The organism is Sporolactobacillus sp. KGMB 08714 (genome assembly GCF_036598985.1).
Taxonomy (GTDB): Bacteria; Bacillota; Bacilli; order Bacillales; family Sporolactobacillaceae; genus Sporolactobacillus.
In genome coordinates, this window is the sequence record NZ_JAUUBW010000012.1 from 63512 (window position 1) to 75845 (window position 12334).

Consider the following 12334-nt stretch of genomic DNA (forward strand, 5'->3'; position numbering starts at 1 on the left):
TTACTTACCTCTCAATAGTTCAAAATATTTTTTGACTCTTAAGACAAACGGAGAAAATGAAGAAACGGCCTGTTCATGCTGATATTGCACAAGGAAAGCCCGCGCCAAAAGTCTCATGTCAATACTGAATCTGGAATGGGGATAGCGGAGAACACAGGGGCTTTGTTCTCTCACAGAACGAATTACGGCATTGTCGCGATGTAAAGCAGTCAGCCACTGCAGATCGATATGAATATATTTTTTCGCCGCTCCGGACAATCTTTGCCACGTTTCTTTCCCCTCACGTGAATTACCCGTCATATTCACCACACAGAAAACCGGCAGTGCAGCATTTTTTGAACAGATTATTTTAAGAGCGGAATAGCCGTCCGCCATTGCCGGGGGCTCCGGCGTCGTCACCAGAATCATCTGGTGAACGGCAAGAATATAATGAAGCATATCGTCCGTTACGCCGGCTCCAAAGTCAAAGAGAATAAAATCATAGTTTCTTTTGATTTGTTCGATCTGCCTGAGAAAAGCATCAAGATGCTCTCCATCCGGACGGAACAGTGTAGACAAACCGTTTCCTCCGGCAATGAAAGAAATATTCCCGGGTCCTTTGAAAATAGCATCCGAAAGCTGAAGATGATCGTGTGCGCAGTCCGCAATATCGGGAAGCGACGAGCGGCCCACCAGATGTTCGATGTTGCCCATTCCGATATCCAGATCAATAATCAGCATTTTTTTGCCCATCTCGCTCAGCGCAATGGAAAAATTCACGGAAAAGACAGATTTGCCGACACCGCCTTTACCGCTGATCACACCGATAACGACGGCTTCCGAATCGGCTTTTTTTTCAGCAGCTGCCCGCTGTCTCAATTTTTCAGCCTGATCATTGTTCATTGATATCACCCAGCATATGATTTATCAGTTCGCGAACGTCCGGAGCCTGCAAATCATCCGGAACATTCTGTCCATTCGTTATGTAAGCAAGAGTCAGCTGCGGATGATTCAGCAGCGTGCTGATAATGGCTCCGTAAGTCTGTGTTTCGTCAATCTTAGAGACGATCAGCCGTTCTGCCGGCAGCCGATTAAATTGATCGATCATTGTACTGATGTCCTCATACTTGGAAGTTGCCGAAATAACCAGGTAGAGGCCGATGCGCCGATCATCGTTGATCAGCCGGGCAAGTTCCCGGATGTACTGTTCATTCTGAAAATTTCTGCCCGCCGTATCGATGAAAACATGATCGAAATCCGCGTATTTCTCGATCAATTCCTGGAAATCTTTCTCCGTGTAGGCTACATCTATAGGAATATTTAAAATATCTGCGTACATCTTCAGCTGATCGATGGCTGCAATGCGAAACGTATCGGAAGTGATAAACGCTACCTTTTTCCCTTCGTCCAGTACGGCACGCCCTGCCAGTTTTGCGATGGTCGTCGTTTTCCCGACCCCGGTCGGACCGATCAGCATCACATATTTGTTGGGCAGAATCGGGCTTTGAAAACGGCGCGGATCCAGCTTTTGGATCAGCTGCGCCCGCAGCAGACGCGACAGTTCCGCTCCCGTCAGTTTTTCATCACTCTGATACCATTTCTTGACCAGCAATTGCAGTTGCTCATCGATATGTTTTTCATTTAACCCCTGATCTTTCAGCAGTTTACGAAACCGTTCGACGTTTTCGGGTCCCGAAAACAATCGGTCAACCTTATCCGCTGTCCTGCGAAAGGGCAGGCCGATTTCTTTATCGGCAAGAAAAAGCGGCTTTTCATCCTTATTTTCGGCAGTCTTCGAAAGAGTTTTTAGCGGGAAATCCTGTTCCGGATCACTTGCTGCCAGCACCTCTACATTTTCTTTTTTAAACAGATTAAAGAAACGGCCGCTTTTGACTTTTTTCGTATGAAAAATAACCGCATCGTTTCCGAGCTCTTGTTTGACTTTCTCAATGGCCTGGGTCATCGTTGGAGCAATAATTTTCTTCATCTTCATGCCGCATTCAACACCCCGATGCTTTGGACTTCCACATTCGTTTCCAGTTCATTATAGGACAAAACGTAAATGTTCGGAAAATAGCGTTCTGTCAACTGATGAACGTACATGCGGACGGCAGGCGAACAGAGGATCACCGGATCGCTGTCCATGTCCGCCCACTTCCCGACAGCCTCCGATAAATTTTTCAATAGTCTTGTCGTGGTTTCGGTATCCATCGCCAGAAAATTCCCGTGCTCCGTTTTCTGCACGGACTCCGAAATTTTCCGCTCAAGATCCGGACTCAGCGTCAGCACTTTAAGCGACTCGCCCTGTTTCGCAAACTGTTCGGTAATCTGTCTGGACAGAGACTGACGCACGTATTCGGTCAGCAATCCCGGATCTTTGGTCATCGGAGCATAATCGGCGAGCGTTTCAAAGATAACAGGAAGTTTTCTGATCGACAGTTTTTCCTTTAATAAATTAACCAGCACTTTCTGCACTTCGCCGATGCTGAGCGGTTCCGGTGTCACGGCTTCGACAAGCGCGGGATACTGTTCTTTCAAATGATCGACAAGCTGCTTGACCTCCTGGCGCCCGATCAGTTCGTAAGCATGACGGCGCAGCACTTCCGTCAGATGCGTTGAAACGACTGAAGGAGGGTCTACAACGGTATATCCGGCCATTTCCGCACGTTCTTTTGTCGGTTCATCGATCCAAAGCGCCTTCAGTCCGAATGCCGGCTCCTTCGTTTCAATTCCTTTAATGGAATCGTCCTCAACGCCGGGGCTCATTGCCAGATAATGATCGAGCATCAATTTGCCGTTTGCTACCTCACTTCCGTTGATCTTGATCCGATAACTGTCCGGCTCAAGCTGAATGTTGTCGCGGATGCGGACGACCGGCAGAATGATTCCCAGTTCAAGCGCAAGCTGGCGCCGAATCATGACGATCCTGTCCAGAAGATCCCCTCCCTGGCTGCTGTCCGCGAGCGGCACCAGTGCATAGCCGAATTCGAATTCGACCGGATCCATATTCAGCAGGCTGATCACGTTCTCCTGGCTCTTGAACTTCTGCTCCCTTTGCCTGCCCTGATCTTCAGCAACAGTCTGTACGGCCTTGCGGCGATTGCGCCGGATCATCAGACCCCCGGCAACCAAAAGCAGGGCAATCGGCAATGTCGCGACCATGCCGATCGGCGTCAGCCCGAGGATAAAGATCACGATACCGGTGACAACCAGCGTCGCCGGATAGGCGAGCAGCTGATCGGCCACTTCTTTTCCCATGTTGCTTTCCGACGAAGACCGCGTCACCACAATGCCTGTCGCTGTCGAAATGAGCAGGGCGGGGATCTGGCTGACAATGCCGTCGCCGACAGACAGGAGGCTGAAATTTTGTGCGGCACTCGCCAGCGACATCCCCAATTGCGCCATGCCGATGATCATGCCGACAACTAAGTTAATGGCGACGATGATCATACTGGCAATTGCATCGCCCTTTACAAATTTACTGGCGCCGTCCATCGCTCCGTAGAAATCGGCTTCACGCGTTATCTTCTCGCGCCTTTTTTTGGCCTCCTGATCATTGATCAGTCCCGCATTCATATCGGCATCTATACTCATCTGCTTGCCCGGCATCGCGTCCAGCGTGAAGCGGGCGGCGACTTCGGCGACCCGTTCCGCCCCTTTCGTGATCACGATGAACTGGACGATGATCAGAATCATGAAAACGACCAGGCCGACAATCACATTGCCGCCGACAACGAACTGGCCGAAAGCCGAGATAACCTGGCCGGCGTCCCCTTTTGACAGGATCAGCCGGGTCGTCGAAACATTCAATCCGATCCTGAACAGAGTCATAATCAGGAGCAAAGAAGGAAAAACCGAAAAATCCAGTGCCTCCCGCACATTCAGGGTGATGAGGAGAATGATCAGGGCAAGAGATATATTCAATACAATCAGAAAGCTGAGCAAAGATGACGGAAGAGGGATAATCAGCATCATGACGATCATAATCACGCCAAACATCACAATATAATCCCGGCTTTTCATTGTTTCCCTCCTCTCCGCCTTCCGGCCTTTCCTTTCAAACGATAAACATAGGCAAGTATTTCAGCAACCGCCTTAAAAAACTCTTCGGGCACAGAGTCGCCGACTTCAAGCCGGTGATAAAGAGCCCTTGCGAGCGGCCTCTTCTCAATGATGGTGATCCCGTGCTCCCGCGCGATCTCTTTTATCTTCAAGGCAAGATAATCCGAACCTTTGGCAATAACTTTCGGCGCACTCATTTTTTCGGCATCATATTGCAGTGCAACTGCAAAATGCGTCGGGTTGGTAATGACGACGTCTGCATGAGGAAGATCCTGCATCATGCGGTGCATGGCCATCTGTTTTTGTCTTTCCCGGATTTTCGCCTTTATTTGCGGATCCCCCTCCATCTCTTTGTACTCATCTTTTATATCCTGCTTGGACATCCGTATATTTTTTTCGTAGTCGTACTTTTGGAACAGATAATCAAGCAGAGACAGCACAATCAGTGCCAGAGAGGCTGCCAGGCCCATATCCAGGACAACCGTGGCCATCGTGCCGAGGCCGTCTCCGATTGATTTACTGGCGGTTTCCGATATGGGCGCACGGTTGATCCAGATGACTGAAAAGGCGACAAGGCCAATGATTGAAATTTTCAGAATGGATTTCAATAGTTCAATAACGGCTCTCAAGGAGTAAATCCGCTTCAACCCGCTCAGCAGGCTGATACGTTCGGCCTTGAACAGCAGCAATTCAGGGTGAAAAAGGAAACCGACCTGAAACAGCTGTCCCGCGATGCCGACGACCAGTGTCAGTATCAGAATCGGCAGCAGCATACTGAGAGATTGAAGCGTAATTTCGGAAAACAGCTGATGAACATTATTTTCTGTAAGATCCGTATGCAGCTTATTACTATAAATATTGGTCATCATTTCCGAAAGCTTTTCGCCGACCGACCCGCCCGCTATTCGAAAATAAAGGAAAAAAGCAAGCAGACTGACTGCTGTACTCAGATCGGCACTCTTGAAAACCTGTCCCTTTTTCCGGGTTTCTTCACGTTTGTGCGGCGTCGCCTTTTCAGTTTTCTCTCCTGCAAAATACTGCAGATCGACAGGATAATGAAAATGTAGCATAGACACTAACTCCCCAGCAGGCGCATATAATTGCTGAAAATGTCCGTCATTGAGTCGAAAATCACGCGAAAGAGTCCGATATACATTGGAAAGACAATAAGCATCACCAGGAATCCGACGATGATCTTCATGGGCAGCCCGACGACAAAAACGTTAACCTGCGGTACGGTACGGGCCACAAGACCGATCGCCACATCCACAAGAAAGAGGCAGCCGATAATCGGCATGGCAAGCTGCATGGCAATCACAAACATCTGTGCGGTCAGCCGCGCCACGAAATCGACCGTGTTCCCGCTTGCCAGGTGTATATTCATCGAACTGAGCGGAATCAGTTTAAAACTGTACATTAAACCGCTGATCAGCATATGATGGGCATCGACGCCAAGGAAAAAAAGCACCTGAAGCATGCTGAGCAATTGGCCGGTCAGCGGAGAAGAAACTCCGTTTTCGGGGCTGATCGTGTTGGCGATGGCAAAACCCATCTGCAGATCGATAAATGAACCGGCCAGCTCCACCGCATACGTGATCACGGCAGCTACAAAACCCATCGACAATCCGACGACCGCTTCTTTGATTATCAGAAGAAAAAACGTCCCGTCGAGAGGTATTGTCTGGTTCTTGAACAGAGTCACATCGATTAGTAAGGACAGTGCAACCGCGAGCCCTATTTTAGTCCGGGCCGGAATGGTCCGATAGGAAAAAACAGGCATTGTCGCCAGAAAGCTGGCAATTCTGACCAGAACAAGTAAAAATACAGGAATGATATTTAGAATAGACACTCTTTTTTGTTCCCTTGCTATCTGATAAAGTTAGGAAGATTGGCAAAAATGTTCTCCGTAAATGCGAGCATTTTCTCCAGCATCCACGGGCCGAAAAAAATCAACCCGAACAGAACCGATGCAATCTTCGGTATGAAAGCCAGCGTCTGTTCCTGAATTTGCGTCGCCGCCTGAAAAATACTGACGATCAGACCGACAACCAGCGAGATGATGAGCAGCGGGCCGCCGACCATCAAGATCGCCATCACACTTTGATCCGCAATGGAAAGGACCATTTCCGAACTCATTTTTCTACCCTTCTTCCTAATAACTTTTTAGGAGCGATGCAACAATCAAGTACCATCCGTCTACCATAATAAATAATAAAATCTTGAAAGGAAGCGAAATCATCACAGGCGGAAGCATCATCATTCCCATCGCCATCAGGATGCTGGCAACGACCATGTCAATGACCAGGAAGGGAATAAAAATCATGAAGCCCATTTGAAAGGCCGTTTTCAGTTCACTGATCGTAAATGCGGGGACAAGGGCCGTCAGCGGAATATCGTCGATTTTTTTCGGCATCTTGTACTTTCCGTAGCTCATAAACAGTTCAAGATCCTTCTGGCGCGTCTCTTTGGCCATAAATTCTTTAACCGGCGCTTCGGCCTTCTTGATCGCCTGCTGCTGGCTGATATTCCCCTTCAGATAAGGCTGAATGGCGTTCGTGTTGATCTGTCCGTAGACCGGCGCCATGATGAAAAAGGTCAGAAAAAGAGCCAGCCCGATCAGTACCTGGTTGGGCGGTGTCTGCTGAGTCGACAGGGACGTCCGTACAAAAGACAGAACGACAATAATGCGTGTAAAGGACGTCATCATAATAAGAATGGCAGGAGCAAGGGACAGGATCGTCAGGACAAGAAGGAGCTGTACGGTCGTCGCTACTCCCTGAGGCTGACTTGTGAAAAAACTCGAAGAGATCCCCGGTATGCTATTCATGCTTCTCTTCCCCCTGTAAAATCTCTTCCATTCTATCTGAGCGCTCCTTTTCCAATCGATTAAGAGATTCCTTAAGCTGCAGCTTCAAAGATTTCGCCCTGTCTTTATCCTGCACGTTCCGTTTTTTCAACGTTTTCTCCGCCGTCCAATTGACAATCTTCCTGACATGGCTTTCGATAAGCTGCGGCTTTTCCTCCTGATTGACCAGGCTTTCAATGATCTTCGGATCCGTTATTTCCTTGAGCAGCCGCACCGACTCGCCGACACCGACCACCAGAACTTCATTTTCAAGGCGGATGAGCTGTACCGAACGGTTGGGACCGACGGATACGCCGCCTAAATTTTTCAGCAAACCGCCCTCACGGAATCTTCCGGTCCGTCTGGCCACAAAATGATACAAAAGATAGATGAGTCCGAGAACGACCAGCAAAGCAACGACTAATTGAAAGAAAGCGACGAACAGATTCGTATTTCCGTTCATCGAAGCGCCCGACTGACTATTCGCAGCCGTACTGCTGCTTCCCGTACTCTTGGTCTGGGTAACCGAATGCTGCGTATTCTGCTGACTTTTATACATATCTTCGACTGTCCCGTTTCCGGAGCTCGCAGCCGAAGCATTGGCGCCGTGCCCGAGAAAAAGGGCGAGAACGACAATCACAGAGAACAGCCATCTTTGAAACACACTGTCACCTTCCTCAATTACCCCAGAGTCTTTTTGATCGCCTCAATGACGCGGTCGGCCTGGAAGGGTTTGACGATAAAGTCTTTGGCTCCGGCCTGAATGGCATCGATCACCATCGATTGCTGACCCATTGCGGAGCACATGATGACCTTGCAGTCCGTATCGATTGACCGGATTTTTTTCAGCGCCTGAATCCCGTCAAGCTCCGGCATTGTGATGTCCAGGGTCACAAGATCCGGCCTCAGCTCCTCATATTTATCCACCGCCTCGTTCCCGTTCGCCCCCTCGCCCACGACCTCGTATCCGTTCTTTGTCAGAATATCTTTCAGCATCATTCTCATAAAAGCTGCATCGTCTACAACAAGAATGCGTCCCGCCACAAAAATCCCTCCAAAAGTTTTTAAGCATGTTGTCTCTTACTCTATTGGATGAAAAGGTTTATAGATCTTTAATTCTATCGAAGTGATTCAGTATTTCGGTAATCCGGATGCCAAAATTTTCATCGACGACGACGACTTCGCCTTTTGCCACATACTTTTGATTAACCAAAATGTCAATAGCTTCGCCGGCCAGCTTATCCAGCTCAATAATCGACCCCGGGCCCAATTCAAGTACTTCTTTTACGGTTTTCTGCGTATGCCCGAGTTCGACGCTGACGTCGAGCGGAATATCCATTAAGAGCTCCAGATTGCGCGGTGCTTTCTTGCCGGATAAAGGCGGTTCCTCGCCGAAATCGGAAAACTCCGCCGGCCGGACGTCTTTATGATCGGCGCCTGGATCCGGCCGTTCCGCGGAACGGCCGGATTGAGCCTTGTCGGCACTGTTTTCCCGTTCTTTCCGGGCTTCGGGATTCGGCGGAGGCGACGTCCGGACGGCCTGTTCCGCTGCCGCCGCCGTTTTTTCTTCGGAACGATTATCTGATTCTCCGCCGGCAGCCGGCTCTTCTTTTTTATTGCCTTGACCGCCGCCCGTCTCGCTCATCAGCAGGCTGACAAGCTGTTTTCCGAAGGGAATCGGAACAAGCTGCATGATATGGGAGTCGACCAACGCCCCTATCTTAAGGCTGAAGGAAATTTCAAACATGTTCTCATCCGCCGGAATATATTCGGTTCCCTGATGGGTTTTCACATCCATTAACGTCAGTTCGGGCGGTGAAATGTCGATACGGCGATTGAAGACTGTCGACATCGCTGTGGAAGATGAGCCCATCATCTGGTTCATCGCTTCCTGGACGGCACTCATTTCCATTTCATTGATTTCGGAGGTCGGATGGGTCCCGTCCCCGCCCATCATCAGGTCGGCAATGACGCTGGCATCCTGCGTTTGGATCACGAGCATGCACGATCCCTGAAATCCCTGTGTATAGTTGACCAGTACGGACACATGGGGAACGGGAAATTCTTCGCCGAGACTATGTCTGTTGACAATCCGGACCACAGGCGTCGTAATTTCGACTTTCTGATTCAAAATGGTGGACAGGGCGGTTGCCGCACTGCCGAAAGAGATATTGCCGATTTCGCCGAGCACGTCTTCTTCGAGCTCGGACAAATCTTCCGTTTTAGCTTCTTTAGCTTCCTTCTTCGGGGCCTCCTGCTTATCGGCACCTGACTGACGGCCGAGAAGTGCATCGATTTCTTCTTGTGAAAGTTGTCCGTCACTCATTAAGGGTATCCTCCTCTATGCTGGGTTTAATGATTTGAACAGCCATTTGCTTATTCTTTTTCCCTGGCTGAGCGATAAATTTAGGAAAACCCCCGACTTCAATCACAATCGGATCCTCCAAATGCTGATTCAGCTTAATCACGTCCCCGACCTCCAACTGCAGCAGCTCTTTCACGGTAATTTTTGAACTTCCCAGACAGGCACGCATATCTACCACTGAATTTTCAACACGTCGCCGCAGTGCATGATACTCTTCCTCTGTCGGATCATTCTTTTTTTCATTCATCCAATAGTGCATCGACAGTTTCTGGATCACCGGCTCCAGGACAACGTGAGGGATACAGAGGTTAATCATGCCGCTGGATTTGCCGATGACCGCCGACAGCGAGATGACAATAACCGTCTCGTTCGGAGAGACAAGCTGAAGAAACTGCGGATTGGTCTCGAATTCAAGCAACCTGGGATCAAGATCCTCAACGACGGAGGACCATGCCTCTTTTAAAGAAGGAAGAGATCCTTCGAACAGGCTTTTCATCAGATTGGTCTCAATTTCGGTCAGGTTCTCAATCTTGTTAATGCTGGTGCCTTCACCCCCCAGAAGGCGGTCAAGCATGGAATAGGCGACATTCGGATTAATCTCAATGATCAAGTGCCCTTCCAGCGGAGGGGCCTCGACAATATTCAGGACCGTAGTCGACGGAATCGAGCGGATAAATTCTTCATAAGGGACCTGATCCACGGAAGCCACGGATATTTGCACGTAAGTCCTCAGCTGGGCGGAAAAATAAGTGGTCAGCATTCTCGCATAATTTTCATGAATCCGGGTCAGGCTTCTGATCTGGTCCTTCGAAAACCGCAGGGCTCTTTTAAAATCATAAATACGGACTTTAGGTTTACTTTCTGCTTTTTTCAGCTCTTCAGCATCCATCTCACCTGTTGAAATGGCTGAGAGCAGCGCATCGATTTCAGACTGCGACAATATATCGGCCAATTATCGGATCATCTCTTTTCACCCTGTGATGGCTTACTGAACGATTTTCTCGGTCGTATAAACATGTGTCACCGTTCCGCTCTTTAGAAAACCGTTCAGCCGGTTTCGAAGCAGGTTCTCCAGATTTGCTATTCCCTTTTGATCCTGAACGTCTGCGGGCTTCATGCCGGAAACCGTATAAATGACGGCGTTCTTTACCTCAAAAGATCGTTTGGTTAATTCGTCCTTAGCGGCACTGTTGGAAACCTGTATTTTGAAATCAACCTTAATGAAGTGATCTCCGCTAATGTTTGTTGTAATCTCTCCCGTCGTCACCGTGAGATTGTTGACGATCTGATCAATGGTCGGATTTTTCACATCGACCTTACTCTGGGCTGTTCGATTCATCACAAAGAAAGCGGCGGCAATGCCGATAATCATCAATGCCATGATAACAAACAACGTACCGACTACTCTGTTTTTAAACATCGCATGACACTTTCTTCCGCCCGAGCCGCAGGCATCCAGGAGATTTGTTTCAGAAAACGGGTTATGCGCTGATCGACCTGATCGGCCGTTTCCCTGACAACCAGCTTCTTACCCGTTGTCAATGTGATCGTCGTGTCGGGCAGGGCCTCGACTTGTTCAATAAGAAAAACATTTAATAGAAAAGTTTGTCCGTTAAAGCGTGTCAGCTGAATCATAAGTGTCAAAAATTGAGCGGGGCTCCGAAGCGAGCACCCTGCTCTATCCTCCCTTCCATCACTGTTTCAGATTGACAAGCGTCTGAAGAACCTGATCGGCCGTCGTAATCGTCTTGGAATTTGCCTGATAGGCCCGCTCTGCCTCAATCAGATTCGTCATTTCATCGGTCAGGTCGACATTGGAAAGTTCGAGTGCGTCTTGCTGGATATCACCCTGGCCGTTTGTCGCCGCAGTTCCGTCGGCAGCGCCGGATGCGGCCGATTCCTGAAACAGTGAGTTGCCCACTTTATCAAGTCCTGCCGGATTCGAGAACGTAAAGAGTTCCACCCGGCCCAGCTTCACACTCGCACCGGCCGTCGTCGTTCCGACAATGTTGCCTTGTTTGTCAACCGTAAATGAGGAAAGATCCTGATAAGTATTGTGATCCTGCCCGGTCGGATCAACAGTAAGCGTCATTCCCTGTGAATTGACAAGAGCGGTTCCCGCGCTGTTCAGCTTAAAATCCCCTGCTCTTGTGTAATAGACATTGCCCGAGCCGTCGCTGACCTGAAAATAGCCTTCGCCGTTGATGGCAAGGTCATAAGGATTGCTTGTCGGGTTGACCGTGCCGCCGGTCGTGATATTGTCGATCGAACCGGTCTGCGAGCCGAGGCCGACCTGAATCCCATTCTGGTTCGCCTGCGCTCCCTGCAGCTGCTGGCTGAAAATATCTTCAAAATTAACCCGGCCCTTCTTAAATCCCGCCGTGTCGACGTTGGCGATATTGTTGCCGATCACATCCAGATCCGTCTGAAAGTTCTTCAATCCCGAAACGCCTGCCCCTAATGAACGCAATAACATGAATGATTCCTCCTTTTTTAATCGGCTGCTTCTATACAATCCGCAGCCTCAGCCTTTCTTAAAAAGGTACGGCCGCTTTTTCAATGATTGATCACAATCGTTCCGTTAACATTCGAAAAATATGCGTCTCTTTCAATCCCTGATTTCCCGCTACGATGCCTTGCTTCCTGATGAATCACTGATTTCCGTAACCGTCGACGGATCCACCGACTGCCCGCCGTTTGTTATATAGCTGATCTGCCCGTCTTTTAATGTTACCGATTTGACGATGTCGCTTGCAGGACCCGGCGTTGTATCGCTGCTGCCGTCATCCGCCGGCTGCCAGGTGATTTCTTTGCCGATGATCGTAGCCTGGCTGGACAGGCTGTTATTGTTTTCGACAGCTACCAATTGATTGACCGCCGTTGCCACGTTCTGTGTCTGTTCAAGAGCTGAAAACTGAGCCAACTGCGAAACCATCTGCGTATCATCCATCGGTGACGTCGGGTCCTGGTTGGTCAGCTGCGCCACGAGAAGCTTCAGAAAATCGTCCTTGTTCAGGGTACTGCTCGAGCTTGACGACACTGCCGAGGCCGAACCTGCCGCTGTTGTTGGAGATGTACTCATT

General features: G+C 49.3%; 15 protein-coding genes. All 15 read right to left on the reverse strand.

Going from position 1 to position 12334, the window contains the following annotated elements; all coding sequences use genetic code 11:
- The 15 genes from Q6A92_RS06425 to Q6A92_RS06495 all read right to left on the reverse strand — a co-directional run bounded on the left by Q6A92_RS06425 (position 1) and on the right by Q6A92_RS06495 (position 12333).
- A complete protein-coding gene (locus Q6A92_RS06425) occupies positions 1-882 on the reverse strand; it encodes a P-loop NTPase (protein ID WP_274397398.1) in 882 nt (293 codons plus the stop codon).
- The gene (locus Q6A92_RS06430) at positions 872-1972 is read right to left on the reverse strand and encodes a flagellar biosynthesis protein FlhF (RefSeq protein WP_274397399.1); all 1101 of its coding nucleotides are present in this window, start codon (positions 1970-1972) and stop codon (positions 872-874) included. The genes Q6A92_RS06425 and Q6A92_RS06430 overlap by 11 nt, the downstream gene beginning before the upstream one ends.
- Positions 1969-4002, reverse strand: coding sequence for a flagellar biosynthesis protein FlhA (gene flhA / locus Q6A92_RS06435; protein WP_274397400.1), 2034 nt, complete (start codon positions 4000-4002; stop codon positions 1969-1971). Before flhA ends, Q6A92_RS06430 begins: the two co-directional genes overlap by 4 nt.
- Positions 3999-5111: a flagellar biosynthesis protein FlhB gene (flhB, locus tag Q6A92_RS06440; RefSeq protein ID WP_274397401.1), complete on the reverse strand. Its 1113-nt coding sequence runs from the start codon at positions 5109-5111 to the stop codon at positions 3999-4001. Before flhB ends, flhA begins: the two co-directional genes overlap by 4 nt.
- 5 nt (positions 5112-5116) lie before the next feature.
- Complete coding sequence (fliR, locus tag Q6A92_RS06445; RefSeq protein ID WP_274397402.1) at positions 5117-5890, reverse strand: flagellar biosynthetic protein FliR; 774 nt, start codon at positions 5888-5890, stop codon at positions 5117-5119.
- Positions 5891-5907: 17 nt separating this feature from the next.
- A complete protein-coding gene (fliQ, locus tag Q6A92_RS06450; RefSeq protein WP_274397403.1) occupies positions 5908-6177 on the reverse strand; it encodes a flagellar biosynthesis protein FliQ in 270 nt (89 codons plus the stop codon).
- Positions 6178-6193: 16 nt separating this feature from the next.
- On the reverse strand, positions 6194-6868 hold the full coding sequence (fliP, locus tag Q6A92_RS06455) for a flagellar type III secretion system pore protein FliP (protein ID WP_274397404.1): 675 nt from the start codon (positions 6866-6868) through the stop codon (positions 6194-6196).
- Positions 6861-7550, reverse strand: a complete 690-nt coding sequence (locus Q6A92_RS06460) for a flagellar biosynthetic protein FliO (protein WP_274397405.1) — start codon at positions 7548-7550, stop codon at positions 6861-6863. Before Q6A92_RS06460 ends, fliP begins: the two co-directional genes overlap by 8 nt.
- A 17-nt stretch (positions 7551-7567) precedes the next feature.
- The gene (locus Q6A92_RS06465; protein ID WP_274397406.1) at positions 7568-7930 is read right to left on the reverse strand and encodes a response regulator; all 363 of its coding nucleotides are present in this window, start codon (positions 7928-7930) and stop codon (positions 7568-7570) included.
- A gap of 58 nt (positions 7931-7988) precedes the next feature.
- Positions 7989-9212 carry a flagellar motor switch phosphatase FliY gene (gene fliY / locus Q6A92_RS06470; protein ID WP_332237433.1) on the reverse strand — a complete coding sequence of 408 codons (1224 nt, stop codon included), beginning with the start codon at positions 9210-9212 and terminating at the stop codon, positions 7989-7991.
- Positions 9205-10203, reverse strand: coding sequence for a flagellar motor switch protein FliM (gene fliM / locus Q6A92_RS06475; protein ID WP_274397410.1), 999 nt, complete (start codon positions 10201-10203; stop codon positions 9205-9207). The genes fliY and fliM overlap by 8 nt, the downstream gene beginning before the upstream one ends.
- Before the next feature lie 33 nt (positions 10204-10236).
- Positions 10237-10671, reverse strand: coding sequence for a flagellar basal body-associated FliL family protein (locus Q6A92_RS06480; RefSeq protein ID WP_274397411.1), 435 nt, complete (start codon positions 10669-10671; stop codon positions 10237-10239).
- Entirely contained in the window at positions 10653-10886 is a 234-nt protein-coding gene (locus tag Q6A92_RS06485) for a flagellar FlbD family protein (RefSeq protein WP_274397863.1), read from the reverse strand. The genes Q6A92_RS06480 and Q6A92_RS06485 overlap by 19 nt, the downstream gene beginning before the upstream one ends.
- Positions 10887-10944: 58 nt before the next feature.
- Positions 10945-11727 carry a flagellar hook-basal body complex protein gene (locus Q6A92_RS06490; RefSeq protein WP_274397412.1) on the reverse strand — a complete coding sequence of 261 codons (783 nt, stop codon included), beginning with the start codon at positions 11725-11727 and terminating at the stop codon, positions 10945-10947.
- Between the two features lie 150 nt (positions 11728-11877).
- Positions 11878-12333: a flagellar hook capping FlgD N-terminal domain-containing protein gene (locus tag Q6A92_RS06495; protein WP_274397413.1), complete on the reverse strand. Its 456-nt coding sequence runs from the start codon at positions 12331-12333 to the stop codon at positions 11878-11880.
- Position 12334: the final 1 nt, after the last annotated feature.

Coding starts and splice junctions, on each gene's coding strand:
- Q6A92_RS06425 (WP_274397398.1), bottom strand. CDS start 882: ATGAACAATGATCAGGCTGAAAAATTGAGACAGCGGGCAGCTGCTGAA.
- Q6A92_RS06430 (WP_274397399.1), bottom strand. CDS start 1,972: ATGAAGATGAAGAAAATTATTGCTCCAACGATGACCCAGGCCATTGAG.
- flhA (WP_274397400.1), bottom strand. CDS start 4,002: ATGAAAAGCCGGGATTATATTGTGATGTTTGGCGTGATTATGATCGTC.
- flhB (WP_274397401.1), bottom strand. CDS start 5,111: ATGCTACATTTTCATTATCCTGTCGATCTGCAGTATTTTGCAGGAGAG.
- fliQ (WP_274397403.1), bottom strand. CDS start 6,177: ATGAGTTCGGAAATGGTCCTTTCCATTGCGGATCAAAGTGTGATGGCG.
- fliP (WP_274397404.1), bottom strand. CDS start 6,868: ATGAATAGCATACCGGGGATCTCTTCGAGTTTTTTCACAAGTCAGCCT.
- fliY (WP_332237433.1), bottom strand. CDS start 9,212: ATGAGTGACGGACAACTTTCACAAGAAGAAATCGATGCACTTCTCGGC.
- Q6A92_RS06480 (WP_274397411.1), bottom strand. CDS start 10,671: ATGTTTAAAAACAGAGTAGTCGGTACGTTGTTTGTTATCATGGCATTG.
- Q6A92_RS06485 (WP_274397863.1), bottom strand. CDS start 10,886: ATGATTCAGCTGACACGCTTTAACGGACAAACTTTTCTATTAAATGTT.
- Q6A92_RS06490 (WP_274397412.1), bottom strand. CDS start 11,727: ATGTTATTGCGTTCATTAGGGGCAGGCGTTTCGGGATTGAAGAACTTT.
- Q6A92_RS06495 (WP_274397413.1), bottom strand. CDS start 12,333: ATGAGTACATCTCCAACAACAGCGGCAGGTTCGGCCTCGGCAGTGTCG.